The organism is Collinsella sp. AF15-51 (genome assembly GCF_003462845.1).
In the GTDB taxonomy this organism is placed as follows: Bacteria; Actinomycetota; Coriobacteriia; order Coriobacteriales; family Coriobacteriaceae; genus Collinsella.
Genome location: NZ_QRYG01000003.1, coordinates 29,951 through 49,224, shown reverse-complemented (window position 1 = coordinate 49,224; position 19,274 = coordinate 29,951). Strand labels below are relative to the sequence as shown.

Annotated in this window: 15 protein-coding genes; 9 read left to right on the top strand and 6 right to left on the bottom strand. The window is 60.1% G+C overall.

Going from position 1 to position 19,274, the window contains the following annotated elements:
- Nucleotides 1–122: 122 nt before the first annotated feature.
- Nucleotides 123–1,943, top strand: a complete 1,821-nt coding sequence (locus DWW51_RS02340; RefSeq protein WP_117773365.1) for an adenine deaminase — start codon at nt 123–125, stop codon at nt 1,941–1,943.
- Nucleotides 1,944–2,152: 209 nt separating this feature from the next.
- A complete protein-coding gene (locus DWW51_RS02335) occupies nt 2,153–2,947 on the top strand; it encodes a Cof-type HAD-IIB family hydrolase (protein ID WP_117773363.1) in 795 nt (264 codons plus the stop codon).
- Nucleotides 2,948–3,139: 192 nt separating this feature from the next.
- On the opposite strand, the gene DWW51_RS02330 is transcribed toward DWW51_RS02335, so the two are convergent.
- The 6 genes from DWW51_RS02330 to DWW51_RS02305 all read right to left on the bottom strand — a co-directional run bounded on the left by DWW51_RS02330 (nt 3,140) and on the right by DWW51_RS02305 (nt 7,750).
- On the bottom strand, nt 3,140–3,982 hold the full coding sequence (locus DWW51_RS02330) for a Cof-type HAD-IIB family hydrolase (RefSeq protein WP_117773361.1): 843 nt from the start codon (nt 3,980–3,982) through the stop codon (nt 3,140–3,142).
- A gap of 87 nt (nt 3,983–4,069) precedes the next feature.
- A complete protein-coding gene (locus DWW51_RS02325) occupies nt 4,070–5,488 on the bottom strand; it encodes a citrate synthase (RefSeq protein WP_117773359.1) in 1,419 nt (472 codons plus the stop codon).
- Between the two features lie 78 nt (nt 5,489–5,566).
- On the bottom strand, nt 5,567–5,854 hold the full coding sequence (locus DWW51_RS02320) for an ACT domain-containing protein (RefSeq protein ID WP_117773357.1): 288 nt from the start codon (nt 5,852–5,854) through the stop codon (nt 5,567–5,569).
- A gap of 396 nt (nt 5,855–6,250) precedes the next feature.
- On the bottom strand, nt 6,251–6,958 hold the full coding sequence (locus DWW51_RS02315) for a site-specific integrase (protein ID WP_255360342.1): 708 nt from the start codon (nt 6,956–6,958) through the stop codon (nt 6,251–6,253).
- Nucleotides 6,959–6,976: 18 nt separating this feature from the next.
- A complete protein-coding gene (locus tag DWW51_RS02310; RefSeq protein WP_006235292.1) occupies nt 6,977–7,228 on the bottom strand; it encodes a helix-turn-helix transcriptional regulator in 252 nt (83 codons plus the stop codon).
- Between the two features lie 9 nt (nt 7,229–7,237).
- Nucleotides 7,238–7,750: a DUF2975 domain-containing protein gene (locus DWW51_RS02305; RefSeq protein ID WP_006235293.1), complete on the bottom strand. Its 513-nt coding sequence runs from the start codon at nt 7,748–7,750 to the stop codon at nt 7,238–7,240.
- A 552-nt stretch (nt 7,751–8,302) separates the two neighbouring features.
- Between DWW51_RS02305 and DWW51_RS02295 the strand changes: the two genes are divergently transcribed.
- The 7 genes from DWW51_RS02295 to DWW51_RS02265 all read left to right on the top strand — a co-directional run bounded on the left by DWW51_RS02295 (nt 8,303) and on the right by DWW51_RS02265 (nt 19,166).
- Nucleotides 8,303–10,525, top strand: coding sequence for a hypothetical protein (locus DWW51_RS02295; protein WP_117773355.1), 2,223 nt, complete (start codon nt 8,303–8,305; stop codon nt 10,523–10,525).
- Between the two features lie 5 nt (nt 10,526–10,530).
- The gene (locus DWW51_RS02290) at nt 10,531–11,271 is read left to right on the top strand and encodes an ATP-binding cassette domain-containing protein (protein WP_197032142.1); all 741 of its coding nucleotides are present in this window, start codon (nt 10,531–10,533) and stop codon (nt 11,269–11,271) included.
- Between the two features lie 153 nt (nt 11,272–11,424).
- On the top strand, nt 11,425–13,233 hold the full coding sequence (locus tag DWW51_RS02285) for an ABC transporter ATP-binding protein (protein WP_117773351.1): 1,809 nt from the start codon (nt 11,425–11,427) through the stop codon (nt 13,231–13,233).
- Between the two features lie 187 nt (nt 13,234–13,420).
- On the top strand, nt 13,421–13,846 hold the full coding sequence (gene rpmE / locus DWW51_RS02280) for a 50S ribosomal protein L31 (RefSeq protein ID WP_006235303.1): 426 nt from the start codon (nt 13,421–13,423) through the stop codon (nt 13,844–13,846).
- A gap of 307 nt (nt 13,847–14,153) precedes the next feature.
- A complete protein-coding gene (gene secA, locus DWW51_RS02275; RefSeq protein ID WP_117773349.1) occupies nt 14,154–16,961 on the top strand; it encodes a preprotein translocase subunit SecA in 2,808 nt (935 codons plus the stop codon).
- A complete protein-coding gene (gene prfB / locus DWW51_RS02270) occupies nt 16,961–18,109 on the top strand; it encodes a peptide chain release factor 2 (protein WP_117773347.1) in 1,149 nt (382 codons plus the stop codon). Before secA ends, prfB begins: the two co-directional genes overlap by 1 nt.
- 166 nt (nt 18,110–18,275) lie before the next feature.
- The gene (locus DWW51_RS02265; protein ID WP_117746564.1) at nt 18,276–19,166 is read left to right on the top strand and encodes a YitT family protein; all 891 of its coding nucleotides are present in this window, start codon (nt 18,276–18,278) and stop codon (nt 19,164–19,166) included.
- Nucleotides 19,167–19,274 lie beyond the last annotated feature (108 nt).

Sequence of the window (19,274 nt, the reverse complement as noted above, 5' to 3'; positions counted from 1 at the left end):
GCGGTGCCGTTAAGCGGAAGGGGTGTTAGCGGGACTTTCTTTTTGGCATACAATGGCTATTGGCTTGCTGCGGTGAAGGTCTGTCCGCTCCGCAGCTTTTTTCTACGGTTAAAGGAGTATGTATGTCCGTTGAGGTCATGAGGTCTGTGATCGATGCTGCCGAGGGGCGCGTGCCCGTCGACACGCTGTTTACCAATGCGCAGATCGTCGACGTGTATGGCCAGCGTGTGGCGCCCGGTAGCGTTGCCGTCAAGGACGGTGTGATCGTCGGCGTGCTCTACGATGGTCGCGACGATGCTGCTGGCACCTACGAGGCAACTGAGGTCATCGACTGCCAGGGTCGCTATCTCGCTCCCGGTTTTATTGACGGGCATTTGCATATCGAGTCCTCGAACATCCGTCCCGCCGAGTATGCTCGCATGGCCGCGACGCGCGGTACTACCACCGCCATTGCCGACAGCCACGAGATTGCCAATGTTGCCGGTCTCGACGGCTTGCGCTTTATGATCGAGGACGGCCGCCGCGCACCCATCTCCATCAAGTACATGATGCCTTCGTGCGTGCCCGCGCTGCCCGACGAGCAGGCCGGTGCCGTTATTTCGGCTGCCGATATGCAGGCGTTTTTTGCCGAGCATCCGGGCGATGTCTTTGGCCTGGGCGAAATGATGAACCTTCCGGGCGTTTTTATGGCCGATCCCGAGACCTGTGCTCGCATCGATGCCGCTAACCAGACGCCGTCCAAGCAAGTCGACGGTCATGCGCCGCTCGTTGCCGGCAAGGACCTCAATGCCTATGCCGCGGCGGGTATTATCGCCGACCACGAGTCGACGATTCCCGAGGAGGCGCTCGATAAACTGTCCCGCGGCATGTATGTGATGCTGCGCGAAGGTACGTGTAGCCACGACTTGGCCAACCTGTCGCCGATGCTGCTAGAGAATCCCGCGCGCGCCCGCCGCTGCTGCTTCGCGACCGACGACCGCGCCCCTTCCGATGCGCTTGCGACCGGCATGATCGACAATGCCTGCCGCGCGGCTATCGAGGCCGGCATCGACCCCGTGGTCGCTATCTCTATGGCGTCCCTCTCCACGGCCGAGGCGTTTGGCCTGGACCACGGTTGCCGCGACCCACACGAGCTGCGTGGTGCGATTGCCCCGGGCAAGCGTGCCGACCTGCTGGTGCTCAACGACCTGACGTTTGCCACGGCTCCGCATCGCGTGTATGCCGCCGGCGCGCTCGTGGCACAGGACGGCACTTTTGTGGGCGAGATTGCACCCGAGATGGCCGAGGTCGCGGCCCTTGCCGATGAGCTACGCGCCTCCGTTAAGCTGCCGAAGCTTTCGCTCGACGTATTCGACTATGCCTTTAAGCCGGGCGAGGCCGTGATTGACGTGGTGCCGGGCAAGGCCATCACGGGCATGGTTCGCCCCAAGAACACCGAGGGCCTGCGCCGCATTATGCTGATTGAGCGCCATGGCCGCGGCGTGTCGCTGCAGGCCGAGGGCGCCGACGGCGACGGCCCCGCTGGCCTGGGCCTGGTCGGCAAGCATATCGGTCGCGGCTGGGTGCGCGGCTTTACCATCACCGGTGGCGCCATTGCCTCCACGATCGGCCACGACTCGCACAACGTGTGCGTGGTGGGCGACAATGCGGCGGATATGATGGCTGCCGTTGAGGCCGTGGGCCAGGGCGGCCACGTGCTGGTGCGCAACGGCGAGGTCGTGGCGCGCATTCCGCTGGCGCTCGGCGGCCTGATGAGCGAGGGCGCTGCCGAAGACGTTGCGGCGCAGCACGACGACTTTATGGTCAAGGCGCGCGCCATGGGCATCGAGCCGCCGCTCGACCCCATCATGGGCATCATCTTCCTGCCCCTGCCGGTGATCCCGACGCTCCGCATCCGTCCCGAGGGCATGTTCGACGTCACAACCTTCACCTACGCCGACTAGTCATCAGGGACGTTCTTAAACGACTAGCCGTTGGGGACACTCTTTGGCGGGCTGCCTGACGTCGCGACCGTGGGGCCTCTGGCGCGCGTGAGCTATTTGCTAGGTCCATGTAACGTTTATAACTACGGGGTCTTATTCGAGCTCCCTTTGGGTACGGTGTTTTCAGATATACATCTGTTTTCACTACTAAGCCCGAAGGGAGCTTTTCTATGTTTAAACTGATTGCATCCGATATGGACGGCACACTGCTTGACGAAAACGGCCAGGTGCCTCCCGAGACCTACGAACTGATTCTGGCGCTACACGAGCATGGCGTGCATTTCGCCGCATCGTCAGGTCGTCGCTACGATCGCCTGTGCGAGTTCTTTGCGCCCGTTCGCGACAAGATGGACTTTGTCGCCGCTAACGGCGCCCAAGTCTACGCCGACGGTAAGATGGTAGACCGTGAGGTGTATTCCCACCTGGCGATTCGAAGGCTCGCCCAAGCCGTCAGGACGTTTCCCAATCTGCATCTTGCGCTCTTTGACCGAACCAAGTCCTTCCTGCTCGATGACGAGTGCAAGTTCGTGCGTGAGGTCGATAAGGACCTTCCCAATGCCGAGCGTATTTGGGAGCTGCCCGATCCCAGCGTAAATATCATCAAAGCGAGTATCTTTTGCGACGACAGTGCGGTTATGGACAGTGCGTACGTGCTACAGCGCGAACTTGGTCAGCTCTTTACTTTTGCGCCTTCGGGCAACGCGTGGATCGATGCCATGCAGCCTGGTGTATCGAAGGCCTCGGGTATCGCGCAGCTCGCGGAGCATTACGGCATTGATCGCGACGAGGTCATAGCGTTTGGCGACTCGATGAACGACTACGAGATCATTCGCTTTGTCGGCACGGGCTGCGCGATGGAAAACGCGCGCCCCGCGCTTAAGGCGGTGGCCGATCGCGTGGTGGGTTGTAACCGCGACCACGCCGTCCAGCAGGAGCTCCGCCACGTTCTGGAGAGCCTCGCCTAATCCGGCAGTTGGGGACGTTCCTTTTCTGCCGGCAGCTGGGGACAGTCCTTGCAGCTTTTTCGCGAAGAGTGTCCCCAACGACTACTGTGACTGGGGCAGCTAATTTGGGACGGGGCTATTTTAGCTACCCCACACAAGCGGGCAGCTAAAATAGCCCCGTCCCAAATTAGCTGCCCTGCCGGGTTGCTGCTGCTAGGCGAGGGCAGCCATGATGGTGCGGGCGACGCCGTCGTGGTCGTTGTCGAACTCGGTGATGGCGTCGGCGGCGTCGCGGTCCTCGGGCTCGGCGTTGATCATGGCCATGCCGTGGCCCGCTGCCTGCAGCATGGGGATGTCGTTGATGTTGTCGCCGAACGCCCAGGCGTCGACGAGACGCTCGCCCAGGTGCTCGCATAACCACGTGAGGGCCGTTCCCTTGGTGGCGCCCTCACCCATGACCTCGATATTCATGGCGTAAGAACGCGTGACCTCAATGCCTCCGAGCGTGTCGAGCTCAGCCGCGATGGCGTCGCGATCGGCCGGGTCGTGCCAGTACATGGCGATGCGTTCGAGCGTCTCGACCCCGTCGATCTTACTGTCGATATCCATGTCGATCGGTGTTCGTGTGCGCTTGAGCGAAGCCGCGATGTGGGGGTCACCGCCGCAGAACTCATCCAGGCGCCCGTAAAGCGAGCGGGGGAGGAAGCACTGCCCATCCGCGAAGATATCGAAGGTCACATCGTGGCCGGCGGCGATGCGATGGACGCGATGGGCAATGCCGCGATCGAGCGGACGGCTCAAAATGCGCGTGGCGCGCGAGGCATCGTTGGGCACATCGTCGTCGAGCTGCCAGACGCTGGCGCCATTGGCGCAGACCGCGTAGTGCACGGCAGGATGGGCGAGGATGGGCTCAAAGACGCCCGACAGCGGACGCCCCGTGCACGGTACAAACTCAATGCTGCGACGTGCGAGCTCGTCGAGCATCGCCCAGGTGGCGTCGCCCATCTGCTTGTCGCTCGTCAACAGTGTTCCATCCATATCGGAAAAAACAATCATTCGATGCAGCCCTTTCTACTGGCATAAAAAGCGTGGCCGAGGGCGGTGATGCCCTGGCCACGCTCGAGTTCTATAACGGTCCGCGTCCTAGCGGTCGGCGATCGGCTTGTACTCCAGCGGCTCGATCACCGGACGATAGGCCGGGCGAATAATACGGTGCGCGCAGAAGAGCTCTTCCATGCGGTGTGCCGACCAGCCGGCCATGCGGGCGACGGCGAATAACGGCGTAAAAAGCGTCTCGGGCACGCCGAGCATCTTGTAGATAAAGCCCGTGTACAGGTCGATGTTGGCGCAGATGGGCTTGGTCATGCCGTGGTCGCGCATGACCTGGGGTGCCAGGCGCTCGATGCGCTCGATGAGCGCGAACTCATCGCCCAGGTCCTTCTTGGCGGCAAGCGTGCGCGCGTAACGGCGGCAGACCTCGGCGCGCGGGTCGCTGAGCGTATAGACGGCGTGGCCCATACCGTAGATGAGGCCCGTGCCGTCGAAGGCCTGCTTGTCGAGGATCTTGCCCAGGTAGGCTGCGACCTCGTCCTCGTCCTCCCAGTTGGAGACATGCGCGCGGATGTCCTCGTGCATGGACACGACCTTGGCGTTGGCACCGCCGTGGCGCGGGCCCTTGAGCGAGCCGATAGCCGCGGCGTAGGCGGAATACGGGTCGGTGGCCGAAGACGACAGCACGCGGCAAGCGAAGGTGGAGTTGTTGCCGCCGCCGTGCTCGGCATGCAGCATGAGCATCACGTCGAGCAGCATGGCTTCGTCGCGGGTGAACGCCATGCCACCGCGCAAGACCTGTAGGATGGTCTCGGCGGTGGAGAGACCGGGCGTGGGGTGCGGCACGTGAACCTCGGAGCCGCGAAGCTTGGCGACCGAGGCCATGTGTGCGAAGGCGGCGATGCGCGGGAGACGTGCGAGCATGGAAATGGCGACGTCGATTTCGTGCTCGGGCGTGATCACGTCTGGTTCGGCATCGAAGGCGTAGAGCAACAGTACGGCGCGCTGGAGCACGTTCATGATGCTCGACGACACCGTGGTCATAGGGAACTCTTTAACGTACTCGTCACTCAGGTGTCTAAAGGCGCCCAGGCGCTCGCAAAAGCCGTCGAGCTCTTCCTTGTTGGGCAGCGAACCCGTGATAAGCAGATAGGCGACTTCCTCGTAGCCGTAGCGATTCTCGGCCTGGGCATTGTTGACCAGATCCTCGATGCTGTAGCCGCGAAGCGTGAGCTTGCCCTGATCGGGCACGACCTTTCCGTCGACCTTGTTGTAGCCGTGCACATCCGAGATACGAGTGAGGCCCGCGACCACGCCCGAGCCGTCGGCATTGCGCAGGCCGCGCTTGACATTGTGCTCTTCGAACAAGCCCTCGTCATAAGGGTCGGTCGGCAGGCCGTGGTAGAGGCTTTCGCTCTCAGACGAAATCTGGCGGCTTGCTTCGTAATCCAGAACCAGTCGGCTCAAGTGGTCATCGAAGCGGTAATAGATTTTCTTGGCGTCGTAGGCCATGTGCGCTCCTCTCCGGGCCGTGTGGGGGCGGCGTGCTTGAGTGCAGATGCGCCGGCCTGTTCCTGCACGGCCTGTTCGCTACAGGCGGTACATAAAGTTAAAGACGTCCTCGCGCTGGATGGACACGTTGACGCCCGAAAGCTCGCCGGCCTCGGCCAGGGCCTCCTGCAGCTCAGCGAAGTCGAGCTTGGACTCGGCGGTATCGGCCAGCATGGTCATGGTGAAGATGTCCTCGATAATGGACTGCGTGATGTCGCGGATGTCGACGTTGGCCTCGCCCAGGACACGGGTGACGCCGGAGACGATGCCGGGGCGGTTCTTGCCAAGGACGGTGATGACGATACGGGAGGACGAGATCTCGGCCATGGGAAACCCTTTCGCGTGATTGCGGCGCGCGCGGGGCGCTCCGCTACGGTACAGTGTTCATCATTGTACCTGTCTGGCGCAAAAAAGGCGCGCTCGCTGCGGCGTTACATGCCTGCAACATGAGCGTAAGGGGGAAGGCCGTACGGGGAAGAGCCGTCTGGCGCGTGTCCGGCTCGTGTTGGGTTGATTTCCGATCTCAGCCGAACACATTGAGCGGACAGGCCGTTCCCGCAGTCAGCCGAACGCCTCCGACGGCTGATTCCGAACTGGAAGCGGAGGGCATCCCCGCCCTTCGGTAGGGGATACCGCTCCGCGGCGCATGCCGCGGGCGGCGCCCCTATCGGACCACCGTGACCTCAGTTGGGATGGGCCCAGCACTGCCGCGTACTCGGTGAGCTAGAGCCAACTGTTCGTCTTCACGTCGCGTATGGCGATATTTCGGTCGTCCGGCTCGGTGATGCCGTAGCCGAACGCCTGGAGCGTCTCGATGGACTCCTGGATCCTCTGTTGGAACATGGGACCCGGATCGACCCTCGGCCCGAGGTGCCCGCGCCAAAGGCACGGCGTGGCGCGCAGCATGTTATGGATTTTGGAGATGGGCTCGATGTCGGCGTAGACGTTGAGCGTCGCCATGGCGTCCTTGTGGCCGAGGATCGATTGGAGCGCCTTGATATCGCCGCCTTGGCGGATCCACTGCGTTGCGAACGTGTGGCGAAGGCCGTGGAACGTGATCAGCTCGTCGTTGGTGCCCATGAGGCCGTTGGTCTCCGAGAACGTCTTGAACGCCCTGCGGATATAGCTTGTCGTCGCGAAGGTCGCGCCCGGCTCCGACAGGATGTAGCAGTCCCCGATCTCGACCGCCCCGGTAAGGCCGCGCAAGCGCAGCTTTCCGCAGTCGATCTCGTGGGTCTCCTTCAGGAAGGGGAGTAGGCCGACCGGGTCGATGGGGATACCCCTGGCGTCATGGGTCTTGGTGTCCTTGATGAACGAACCCATTCCCTTCGCGTACGCCACCGAGTGTCTGATCGAGATCAGGCCCGTCTCGAAATCCACATCGCACCACCGAAGGCCGCAGACCTCGCCGATTCGCATCCCCGTGTGCAGGGCGAGTACGACCGCCCTCTAATCCTCGGCGGACCAATCGAGTCCGAACTCCTTTCGGGCATCCTCTTCGCTCATGACTTCGAGAAGGTCTCCGGGTTGGCAACGAAGGGCGAGGCATAGCTGCTCGAGTGTGTTGAAGCGAATGCCGCGAATATGCCCTTTTTTAATACGGGACAGGTTCACGGGCGTGGTTCCAATCCTTTCGGCAAGTTCGTTCGAGGAAATCTTTCGCTCGGCCATGATCTTGTCGAGGCGAACAATTACGGGCATGGCGTTTCCTTACGCAATCTCGTCGGAGTCGAGGTACAGCTCTCGGGCGTACAAGAAGAGCTGGGAAAGCATGAACAGGACGATGCCGAGAACCAGAGAGGTCCAATCGAATGATGAAGCGATCTCTTGGGCGCCGACGGCCCCCTCGCCGCCAAACATCGAAACGGAGGTTTTGAGTGAGCCGGCGTAGAGGCTGGTGGCAGCTTGAACAACGAAGAGAATGCCGAGCACCTTCAAGCATGTCGCAGACCCTTTCTTGAAGGGGTCTCCGCTCTTGATCGTCCACACGAGAACGGCGCTGAGGATGGTCGTAGCGATACCGATGACGGCAGGGACCAATGTCGAGATCGCAAGGGCTGGATACGCGGGGGAGTCTGCAATTACAGGGTTGTCGAGCACTTCGATTGCTGGCTTTAAGGAGAACGCCACTTGTGCGATGGCGGTGGCGCAAAGGGTCGCAGAGGCTATCGCACATGCGATGCGGAAGGAATGAAGCCGGGGAGTGCGATTGTCGGAACTCATAATAACCTCCGAAGAATTTAAAAAACTCAGGTTACTTTTTAACAGTTTATGTTAAATTGACTTTGCAGGCAAGTAATCACAGCATGCTGCAACCGAAACCCCTCTAGATTGGAGAGGATTATGTTCAGTACTGTTAAGTCGTGTAAGCTCTTGGTTTTCCTCGGCCTCGCTCTTTGTCTGTTGCTGCCGGGAGCTCCCGCTTTTGCGGATACCCCGATGCCTCCTTCCCAGGAGAGCAGCCAGTGTGCCCTCGTTGAGCCCCTCGGGTATACGGACGACGTCGTCGATACCTACTGGAGCTACAGCTGTCCTCGCGGCGTAAGCGGGCACAGCATCTCGATGTTCAACATCTCTTACAAGACGATCTCCTACCGAAATGGCTATCGCCGATCCGCGCATCATAGGGAATCCCGCCTCGCTGCAATGTGCTCCTGTGGTGTTCTTGGCACAACTGATAAATGGCAATTTGTCTATAGCACCTACTAGATGCGAGGAAGGGCCGAGCATTTTGTTCGGCCCCTCTGTTCCGACTGGATGAGGTTAAGGTTGGCGATGAATATGCTCAAAATCTCGAAGGCGATCTTTAGGTCGCTTCTCTCCTCCAGGTCGCTCTGTGTTGTCGTTGTTGCGTTGATGGTTCTTTGTGCTCTGCCCGTCTTCAGGAGCGCGGCTGGCATCGACGGACGGGTCGAATACCTCGAGTCGGGAATAACCCGTGTTGAGCAGGAATTGTCAGCATCCTATGCGGATGCGCTTGTGAATGCGGGGGAGGACGGTGTCTATACCTCTTCATCAAGCATGCCCGCGCTTCTGTACCCTCTTGCCGCGGGACGTCTTATCTTGGCACCGCTCTCTCCCCTACTTCCGTTTCTGCAGATATCGGATGGAGAGTACACCTATTATGACGGATCGAAGGAGTACTTGCTATGGGTCGCAACGGCCGTTGCCGTCTCGTTCCTTGCCGCGCGTCTTAACAAACGTGAAAAGCTCATCATCCAGGCACCGATGGGCGAGCTGGGTAGACTTGTTGCATCGAGCGTATGGGCGAGTGTTTTTGCAATGCTTGCCGTCCTCGCCATCAATCTTCCAGGGATAATCGCCGCGCTTGTGAAGAATGGCCCGGGCTCGCCGTTCTATCCGATAGGCTACATTCAATATGCGACTCCGGTTATCAAACCGGCTTGGCTGGTGTTCGCGCAGACGGCCATCTTGCAATTCTTGGTGGCAGCGTTCATCTCGCTTGTCGTTCACCTTGCCGTGAAGATTGCCAATAACCCTACGCTTGGAATCGTGTTCGTATGTGCCCTGATGGGGGTGACGATGGTTCCCGGGTATTACGGAAGATCCATCGCTTTACGTGAGTTCGCCCTGTTGAATCCCCTTACGTATGCGAACACTGAGTTGACCGTCGGCGCCTATAGCCCGTACCCGACAACGCAGATAGTGAATCTGCCTGGACTTTGCTTCGAGCGTGGCGCGATTGCCCTCGTATGCGCAATCGGGATCGAGGTGCTGGCAATTAGCCTGCTTTGCGTTGCTGGAAAGAGCGGCTGCGCGTGCCCGATATCCCCGATTTGTCTTGAGAGAGGTTCCTTCACTGCATCGAGAACGGCAACTCGTTCGAGCGCTTGTGCCTCCGCCGTTGCATACGTAAGAACGATGGGGAAACTGCTCCTGCGTTCTCCTACCCTCGCCGTATGCGCGATTGCAATGTCGACGACGATGCTGGCCCCGGCTCTGGTCGAGATGTTTCCTGACGCTGATAACGTTTCCGCTGTTCGGTATAGGGATGGGGAGCTCCGTTCAATAGATCGGTATCTAGAGCAGAACGCTGCGAATATGGACGTCGAGGGCAAAGCGGCCCTGGAAGACATGCGGGATGCTCTTTCGGGTTTCGTGTACGCGCCTATGCCTGCGGAGGGGTTTCGAAGCCTTGCGACGTACGAGCGCGCTCGAGGTGAGCTGGGCGCGGCAGATGCGACTCTCCTGCAATCGATCGGAATCGAGCCGGAGACTCCTTCTCGTGCGGAGGCGCGCGCCCTTCTGCTTGAGTCGATCGCGAGCTTGCCGGAACCCAAGGTTTACGAGTTAAGTACGAAGATGCCCCCATTAATCCTCCTTTCGTATCTCCAGGCAGCGCTTCCCTCCTTATTTTTGCTGTTGCCCGTGGTTGTCACATCGCTCGCGTGCACCCACCTGCAGTGTCGTTCCCTTCTGGTTCTCCAGATCCCCGCAACAGCGCATGTGCGTTTTCTGACGGCTGTTGCGCTGGCTCTCCTGCTTGGCTTGGTGCTGCTTTTGGTGTCGATGGTTCCCGCTGTCGTTGTGTCCGTGATTAAGAACGGTGCGGGTGGATCGGAGTATCCCGTCGCTCTCATTCGGGCGGGAGCTTCGACAACGTCCATGGTGGGGGAGGCGGTGTTGTGCAGTATTCCGTTGCTGGTCATGGCATACGGCGTGATTTCCGTCGTCGCTGCGTTGACAGCAGCGATTAGCCGCAACCCCGTTGTCACCGGAATGGTTTGCGCGGTTCTCTTGGTGTTGGGTTCGTTGAGCGCTCATGTTGAAAGCGTGGGCATGGGCGTCGCGCTGCTGGCTCCATTCGCCTCGTTTGATCCCGCTTCCCAGGTGGGGACGATTGGGTTCCTTGGGCGAGGGACGAACGCGATGCCTTTTGGAGAGGTCGTCGGCGCATCGGGCGCTCTGCTGGTGGTCTTGGGCGCCGTATCTCCGTTGATGGTGCGCCTGAGTGTTCCAAAGATCGAAAGGGGATGATCTCGATGATTGACCTTCGAACGCTGACGATCTCTTATGGAAAGAAGGTGCTCGTAGATTCGGTGAACGCTGAGTTTGCCCCGGGTACGGTCTACGGTCTCGTCGCTCCGAACGGGCATGGAAAGACGACGTTGCTGCGTGCGATGGCAGGTTTGCCGGGTCCTCGCGTGGACGGGAGCATCGTTCTGGATGAGGTGCAGGGTACGGGTGCGAGAGAGGTCCGTTCTATGATCTTCTATGCACCTGGTGAGGGGACGCTGCTGTATCCCGGATTGCGTGCGGAAGATCACCTCAAGATGGTTTGCGATATGTGGCCGCACGCTCGCGATATCGAAGAGATAGTGGAACAAACGCAGATAGGCGAGTTCGCGAAGATGAGGATCCGCACTCTGAGCCAGGGCATGAAGCAGCAGCTTACCCTGGCGATTGCGTATGCGACGGGCGCGCGGTACCTTCTATTAGATGAGCCCATGAACGCGCTCGACCCCAGCAGGGTGGACTTGCATTCCGAGATTCTCAGGAAGCTGGCCGATTCTGGTACGTGCATCATCATGTCATCCCACATCTTGGATTCGGTCGATAGGCTGTGCGATGAGATTCTGTTTTTGAAGGATGGGAGGCTCATTAGAAGCATTCCGCAAGATGATGCTGCGCCGAAGTCTCCTGGATCCCATTTCGCAAAGCCTGCCGGACGCGCCGAGGGTGCGCTAAGCACGTATCGGCGACTCTACGAAAAGGGCGGGTAGAAATGCAAGTTAAAAATCTATGTGGTCAATATGATGCCGTTGAACCCGCGTATCGATACCGCTCAGCCATTCGCCTCGCCCCCATCGCACGCATCTTCATTCGGTCTGTTACTTTTAATCTAACGATTCTTTGAGGAATGCAGGTGCTTCTGAATGTACTGTCGACTTCTTCTCAAACTAATCCTAAGAGACAAGGCCGTATGGATTTCCACGCTCGTTCTTGCTGCAGCCTTTTCCGTCCCCATTGCGTTCAATTCACCCATCTACGGCCCCTTCTTTATGAAGCAGGGCATGCAGGGCTTTGTCGACGCATTCAATACGCGCGCGCCCCAGGCCAGCGGCACAGACCTATCGCCAGAGCAGCAAGATGACGCTGAGCTTGCAAGATACGCGAACGCCGCCCTCGCCGCTCAAACCGACGCCGCCTTTCTCGACTCTGCCGAGAGCTACTACGCGCTCATGGACGAGGGCTTCCAATCCGGGTCCATCGTGGGGGACCAGGAGACCAATGACGCAGAGCTCGCATATTGCCGCGCTCTGAGCAGCTCCGGCATCGCGGATATCCCGGCCTCCGCAAACGACCTGCCGTTCCTCTCCTTCCTGCCCTACGCCATTGCCCAGGCGCCGTCCTTCCTTCCCTTCATCCCCTTCCTTCTCTCGTCGATACTCGTGCTCGGCGCCACAAGGCCCGGGACCCTGGCGGCAAAGGCGCCCGTGCCCAAATTCCGGCGCCTTATCCAAACCGTGTTTTCGATAATTGGCGCGGGGACCGCGATGCTCCTCGCCGGCCTTGCGCCCGGGAGTATTTACGCCTTGGCCCTAAACGGCTTCGGGCAGATCGGGTACCCGATCGCCTTCTTCCATAACGGCGCGCTCACTACCACGACCGCGGGAGACGTCTTCACGACCATACTTCTCGCGCTGCTCGCGGGTGGAACCTTGATATCCGTTTGTTCCGTCGTCCTATCGACCGCAACGAGGCGCGTCTTCGCGGGCCCCCTTACCTCCGCGTTGCTTGTCGCGGCCCCGACATTCCCGTTATTGTCCGATTCGGCACTGGGGCATAATGCCGCGCTCGAGCTCCTGCCGCTGGCCGTGTTCTCGCCTATCGAGGCAACGGGTTACGTAGGATGCTTCCCAACAGAATTCATTGACTCCGGTTCAAGCGGTGCATCGATGCTTGCCGTGGCCCTGATATACGTCGCGGTCTTTTTTGCGGTCGGCGCCGTTGCGACACGTTCGCCCAAACAGTCTGAACCCGCGAAAAAGCGCCATGGGCTCGAGCTTCTGGACGTGAGCGTGGGATACGGAAGCACGACGATACTTTCAATCGGATCGCTTTTCTTGAGCCCGGGAACGGCGGCGGGCCTCATTGCTCCCAACGGCTCGGGGAAAACCACCTTTCTTGAAGCGCTGTCGGGCCAATTTCCCACCCGTATCCACTCGGGAAGCCTGGTGGCAGACGGAATCAGCCAACGTCAATCAGCCGAATTTGCAGAACTCGTCTACCTGAGCTCTTCAGGCGGCACGGATCTTTACCCCACGCTATCAGCCCTCGAGCACCTTGCTTTCGTTAGGGATGCGTGGAAATCGGCCGCCGACATCGACTCGCTCTGCAGCTCCCTCGGAATCTCCCCATATCTCGACAAGCCGGCCCGTAAACTCTCGACGGGAATGAAGCAGCAGGTAAAGCTTGCCATGGCGATAGCGACCGATTGCCCGTACCTCATCCTCGATGAACCGCTGAACGGCCTCGATCCGGGAAAGCGGAAAACCTCCTGCGACGCGATGCGCAGCGAGGTGGCGCGGGGACGCAGCGTGCTCATTTCAAGCCATCTGCTCGACGACCTGGCAGACCTCACCGACTCGTTCTACTTCATCGAGGCCGGCACGCTCGTGGAAAAGATCAAGTCGTCCTCGCAGACGCTCAAGCAGGAATACCTCGATACATACGAAGGATGAATGTGGGGGAGTGTTCGGATGATAGTTGATATTCAAGGGCCAGCTCGTGTCGTGCCGAAAAGACCGTGAACCTTTTGTGGGACATGCGGCGCCGTGGTACCATAGCCGAGTTTGTTGTCTTGGTCGGAAACCAAGACGCCTTATGCGCTGATCGGTAACCAGCGCCTGACCAATAAGGAGTCCTACCATGAAGCAGGGTATCCATCCCCAGTATGTCGAGTGCACGGTGACGTGCTCCTGCGGCAACACCTTCAAGACGCACGCTACCGTGTCCGAGATGAAGGTCGAGCTTTGCAACGAGTGCCACCCGTTCTACACCGGCCAGCAGAAGTTCGTCGACACCGGTGGACGCGTCCAGCGCTTCGCCGACAAGTTCGGTGGCGCCGCTGCCGCCCAGCTCAAGAAGGCTGAGGAGGCCAAGGCTGCCAAGGCCGCCAAGGCTGCTGAGGCCGAGGCCGCTCGCAAGGCCGCCGCTGAGGCTAAGGCTGCCGAGAAGGCCAAGCGTGCTGCTAAGTTTGCCGAGGAGGCTGCCAAGCAGGCCGCCGAGGCTCCCGCAGAGGCTCCCGTCGAGGAGGCCGCTGCCGAGGCCGAGACCACCGAGGCTGCTGAGTAAATAGCTCGCCGCGGAATCACTCGCATTCATGGCATGAGGGCCGTGCATCCATTTGGGTGCGCGGCCCTTTTCTTTTTATTGGTGCAAGCTAACCTGTCCCCGTGGCACCAAATGGCAGAGAGACGGCGTTTGCTCAGATAAAACCTGCCAAAATAAACCCGTTCCATTGCGGCAGGTTGGTCATAGTTATTACGTGGCGGTCGAGCTCGACCGTATAGGCCGCGCCTTGTTTGGCTAAAGTACAATCATCTGTGTTTAACTCGCCCGCAGCTGCACGGCGTGGGCGATGGCCAAAAAGGAAAACCACATGGGATTCATGTCAAAGCTGCTGTCCTTTGGATCCGATAAGGACCTTAAGCGCTACTACAAGATCGTCGACCAGATCAACGGTCTTGAGCCCCAGTTTGAGAAGATGACCGAGGAGGAACTCCGCGGCCAGACCGATAAGTTCCGCGAGCGTTACGCCAACGGCGAGTCGCTCGACGACATGCTCCCCGAGGCCTTTGCCACCGTGCGCGAGGCTTCCAAGCGCACCATGGGTATGCGCCACTTTGACGTGCAGCTCATTGGCGCCATGGCGCTGCACGAGGGCCACATCGCCGAGATGAAGACCGGCGAAGGTAAGACCCTCGTCTCCACGTTGGCCGGCTATCTCAACGCTATTGCCGGCAAGGGCGTGCACGTCGTCACTGTCAATGATTACCTTGCCAAGCGCGACTCCGAGTGGATGGGCCGCATCTATAAGTACCTGGGCATGACCGTCGGTCTGCTCCAGAACAACATGCCGCTCGAGCTCAAGCGCCCGGCCTACCAGGCCGACGTCACCTACGGCACCAACTCCGAGTTCGGTTTTGATTACCTGCGCGACAACATGGTCACTCGTCCCGAGCAGCGCGTGCAGCGCGGCCACAACTACGCCATCGTCGACGAGGTTGACTCCATCCTGATCGATGAGGCTCGCACCCCGCTGATCATCTCGGGCGCTGGCACCAAGTCCGCCAGTACCTACAAGGACTTCGCGCGTGCCGTGCGTGGCCTTGAGCGCGGCGAGGACGTGTCGCACGACATGCTTACCGCCACCGAGGACGTTGAACCCACGGGCGACTACGTCATGGACGAGGCCAAGCACACCATCGCCGCCACCGAGCGCGGTCTTAAGAAGATCGAGCGCCGCCTGGGTATCGATGACATCTATGCCGATCTCTCCGGCCAGCTGGTCAACCACCTGCAGCAGGCGCTGAAGGCCCAGTACATGTTCCACCGCGACAAGCAGTACGTGGTCACCAACGGCGAGGTCAAGATCGTCGACGAGTTCACCGGCCGCATTATGGAAGGCCGCCGTTACTCCGAGGGCCTGCACCAGGCCATCGAGGCCAAAGAGGGCGTGCTCGTACGCGAGGAGAACCAGACGCTGGCCACCATCACCTTGCAGAACTACTTCCGTCTGTATGACAAGCTCTCCGGCATGACCGGCACGGCACTCACCGAGGATGCCGAGTTCCGCGAGATCTACAAGCTGCCCGTCGAGGTCATCCCCTCCAACAAACCCGTTCAGCGTGTTGATCACGAGGACCTGGTGTACCGTACCATTCAGGCCAAGTACAACGCCGTCGCCGACGATGTCGAGCAGCGTCACGCCAAGGGCCAGCCGGTCCTGGTGGGCACCGTCTCCATCGAGAGCTCCGAGAAGCTGTCGGCCGCCCTTACCAAGCGCGGCATCGCGCACGAGGTCCTCAACGCCAAGCACCATGAGCGCGAGGCTCATATCGTTGCCCAGGCCGGACGCTACGGCGCCGTGACCATCGCTACCAACATGGCCGGTCGTGGTACCGACATCCTGTTGGGCGGCAACCCCGACGAGCTGGTGCGCGAGCGCCTTGAGTACGAGGGCCTGACCATGGAGGACGTGACGCCCGAGCAGCTTGAGCAGTTTAACGCCGAGGCCAAGGAGACCTGCAAGGCCGAGCGCGAGCGCGTGCTTGCCGCCGGCGGCCTGACCGTTATCGGCACCGAGCGCCACGAGTCCCGTCGTATCGACAACCAGCTGCGCGGCCGCTCCGGCCGTCAGGGCGATCCGGGCGAGACCCAGTTCTACCTGTCGCTCGAGGACGACCTCATGCGCCTGTTCGGCGGCGACAAGATGGACCGCGTCTCCAAGATGATGGTCACGGCCGACATGGGCGACGACATGCCCATCCAGCACAAGATCATCTCCAAGGCCGTCGAGAGCGCCCAGCACAAGGTCGAGAGCATCAACTTCTCCATGCGCAAGAGCGTCCTTGAGTACGACGACGTCATGAACAAGCAGCGCCAGGTCATTTACGCTGAGCGCAATAAGATTCTGGACGGCAAGGACCTGACCGACCACATCACCGAGGTCATGCACGACACCGTGTACCGCTGCGTTCAGGAGTTCTGCACCAAGGACAGTCACGATGGCGAGCGCGACCTGGAGGGCCTGCGCAAGTGGGTTGTGGAGCTCACCGGCCACATCGATACGCCGAAGTTCCCCGACGAGGATTATGAGGCTCTGGCTGCCGATGTCCTGGCTTACGTAGAGAAGTGCTACAACATGAAGGCCGAGCGCTTGGGCGAGGACCTGATGCGCGAGCTCAACACCCAGGTCATGCTGCGCGTCATCGATACCCGCTGGATGAACTACCTGCAGGAGATGGACTATCTCAAGACCGGCATCGGCCTGCGCGGCTTTGGCCAGCGCGACCCGCTGGTCGAGTACAAGACCGAGGCCTACGGCGCGTTCCAGATCCTCGTCGACACCATGTACGAGGATTACCTGCGCACGGTTCTGCGCATCGAGATCAAGGCTGCCCCGCGTGCCGTGGAGCACAAGGAGGAGCCCGCGCTCGAGCGTGCGCACTTCTCCGGTCCTGCCGAGGTCGATGGTGACAACGGCGACTCGGTGCTGCGCAAGCAGGCGCAGGTGCAGGCCCGCACGGCTGTCCAGGGTGGTCCGGCTGCCGTCAACAACGGTGGCAAGGTGACCACCTATCGCAAGTCCGAGAGCGACGATCCGTACGTCAACGTGGGCCGCAACGACCCGTGCCCCTGCGGTAGCGGCAAGAAGTTTAAGTACTGCCACGGCAGGAATCGTTAATGGCTGAGGCTTTAGAGGTAACGCCCGCCGAGCTGGACGCGTTTGCGGACCGGCTCGGCGAGGTCGAGTCGTATCTCCACTTGGACGAAAAGCGCACGCGCGTGACCGAGCTCGAGGCCAAAAGCGTGGCCCTCGGCTTTTGGGATGACGCCGACGCCGCCCGTGCCACCATGGAGGAAATCGCGCGCACCAAGGAAGATATCGCTGCCGTGGACAACGCGCGCGGCGAGCTTTCCGATGCCCGCGCCGCGCTGGAGCTTGCCGAGGAGATGGGGGATGACCCCGATGCCGCCGCCCTTCGCGAGGAGGCTACAGCCACGGCTGAGCGCCTGGCCCGTGCCATCGATGAGTTTGAGCTTTCGAGCTGGTTTACCGGTGAGTTCGATCACGGCGATGCCATTGTGACCATCAAGCCCGGACAGGGTGGTCTGGAGGCCCAGGACTGGACCTTCATGCTCTTTAAGATGTACATGAAGTACTGCCAGCGTCGCGGCTGGAAGGTCACGATTAACGACTGCCCCGCTGCTGAGGTCATCGGCATCGACCGCGCGACCTTTACCGTCGAGGGCAAGGACGCATTTGGCATGCTGCGCGCCGAGGCCGGCGTCCACCGCTTGGTTCGCATTAGCCCCACCGACGACAAGAAGCGCCGCCAGACCACGTTTGCCGGCGTCGAGGTCATCCCCGTGCTACCCGATGATATCGACATCGAGATCAGTCCCGATGACATCCGCGTGGACGTGTACCACGCGAGCGGCCCGGGCGGTCAGGGCGTTAACACCACCGACTCCGCCGTGCGCGTGACGCATTTCCCCAGCGGCATTGTGGTCACCTGCCAAAACGAGCGCAGCCAGATCCAGAACAAGGCCGCGTGCATGCAGATCCTCAAGGCTCGCCTGTACGAGATTGAGCTCGAGAAGCGCGCCGAGGCCCTGGATGAGATTCGCGGACCCAAAACCACGATTGGTTTTGGCAACCAGATCCGCAGCTACGTGCTCTACCCGTATCAGATGGTTAAGGACCTACGCACGGGCGTTGAGACCAGCAATGTCGAGGCCGTTCTTGACGATGGCGACCTGGACCCGTTTGTTATTGGCTACCATCGCTGGGCCACTGGCAACGCTGACGCGGAGATCCCATCTGCATAAACCGCCCGGTTTATGTGGAAATGGATAAAACCCTCCGAGCAGGGTGGTTTTGTATCCAAAGCAAACCCTGCGCAGGGGTGGTTTTTGTTCGGCGAATCGGTAGAATCGAATACAGCAAGAAGTTCGAAGCGCATCCGTTTGGGTGCGCTTTTTTGAGGGAGGTAGCATGGCATATCGTCTGGACATCAAGCGCATTCTATCGATGAACTTCTTTCACGACCTGCCCCAGATTATGTTGGGGTGCGCTCTGGCCGCTATTGCGACCGACCTGTTTTTGATTCCCAACGGCCTTGCTGCCGGTGGTGTTACGGGCCTTGCCACCATTATCCAGGCGGTCGGCGCATCGCGCGGCATATCGCTTCCCGTTGGTATTCAGACGATCGTGATGAACGCCTTGCTGTTGCTGGTCGTTATGCGCGAGGGCGGCATGTTCTACGTGGTGCAGACCGCGACGGGCTTTGTGCTGCTGGGCTTCTTTACCGATCTGTTCGCCCCGTTTGTAGCACCTCTGGCGGATGCGGACCTGATGCTCCCTGCCATGTGGGGCGGCATTATTACAGGCATCGGTTACGGCATGGTGCTGCGCGCCGGCGCCAACACCGGCGGCTCGGACACGATTGGCCAAATCATCTCGCGTAATACCTCGCTGCCCGTGGGCTCGACCGTCATGGCGATCGATGTTGCCGTATGCGCGCTGTCGGCTCCGGTCTTTTCAATCGAAAATGCACTATATGCAGGCCTTTCGATGGTCATTAGCGGCTACGTGATCGATGCCGTGGTCGATGGTGGCAACAAACGCCGTATGGTACTCATCATCTCGGACAAGTTCCCTGATATCGCTGCCGATATCATGTATGGCCTGGGTCGTGGTTGTACCAAGTTTAAGGCGACTGGCATGTATTCGGGTGCCGAGAAGCCGGTGATCATGGTCATCGTGAACCGTCGAGAGCTCAATACCCTCAAGACGATCGTGCGCGAGCGCGATCCTCACGCCATTGTGACGGTCGCCGACGTTACGGAAGCTTTCGGCGAGGGATTCAAGGACATTAGCGCGTAGGGCCGACCGCGTCCCATCCAAAAGACGTTCACATTGATAAACCGTTTCATCAGCGGTTCTGCCTGCTAAATTGTTCAAATAATGATAAAAACTCTGGTAAAGCCATCA

Coding starts and splice junctions, on each gene's coding strand:
- DWW51_RS02340 (WP_117773365.1), top strand. CDS start 123: ATGTCCGTTGAGGTCATGAGGTCTGTGATCGATGCTGCCGAGGGGCGC.
- DWW51_RS02295 (WP_117773355.1), top strand. CDS start 8,303: ATGAATATGCTCAAAATCTCGAAGGCGATCTTTAGGTCGCTTCTCTCC.
- secA (WP_117773349.1), top strand. CDS start 14,154: ATGGGATTCATGTCAAAGCTGCTGTCCTTTGGATCCGATAAGGACCTT.
- DWW51_RS02320 (WP_117773357.1), bottom strand. CDS start 5,854: ATGGCCGAGATCTCGTCCTCCCGTATCGTCATCACCGTCCTTGGCAAG.
- DWW51_RS02305 (WP_006235293.1), bottom strand. CDS start 7,750: ATGAGTTCCGACAATCGCACTCCCCGGCTTCATTCCTTCCGCATCGCA.
- DWW51_RS02290 (WP_197032142.1), top strand. CDS start 10,531: ATGATTGACCTTCGAACGCTGACGATCTCTTATGGAAAGAAGGTGCTC.
- DWW51_RS02335 (WP_117773363.1), top strand. CDS start 2,153: ATGTTTAAACTGATTGCATCCGATATGGACGGCACACTGCTTGACGAA.
- prfB (WP_117773347.1), top strand. CDS start 16,961: ATGGCTGAGGCTTTAGAGGTAACGCCCGCCGAGCTGGACGCGTTTGCG.
- DWW51_RS02265 (WP_117746564.1), top strand. CDS start 18,276: ATGGCATATCGTCTGGACATCAAGCGCATTCTATCGATGAACTTCTTT.
- DWW51_RS02325 (WP_117773359.1), bottom strand. CDS start 5,488: ATGGCCTACGACGCCAAGAAAATCTATTACCGCTTCGATGACCACTTG.
- DWW51_RS02285 (WP_117773351.1), top strand. CDS start 11,425: ATGTACTGTCGACTTCTTCTCAAACTAATCCTAAGAGACAAGGCCGTA.
- DWW51_RS02330 (WP_117773361.1), bottom strand. CDS start 3,982: ATGATTGTTTTTTCCGATATGGATGGAACACTGTTGACGAGCGACAAG.
- rpmE (WP_006235303.1), top strand. CDS start 13,421: ATGAAGCAGGGTATCCATCCCCAGTATGTCGAGTGCACGGTGACGTGC.
- DWW51_RS02310 (WP_006235292.1), bottom strand. CDS start 7,228: ATGCCCGTAATTGTTCGCCTCGACAAGATCATGGCCGAGCGAAAGATT.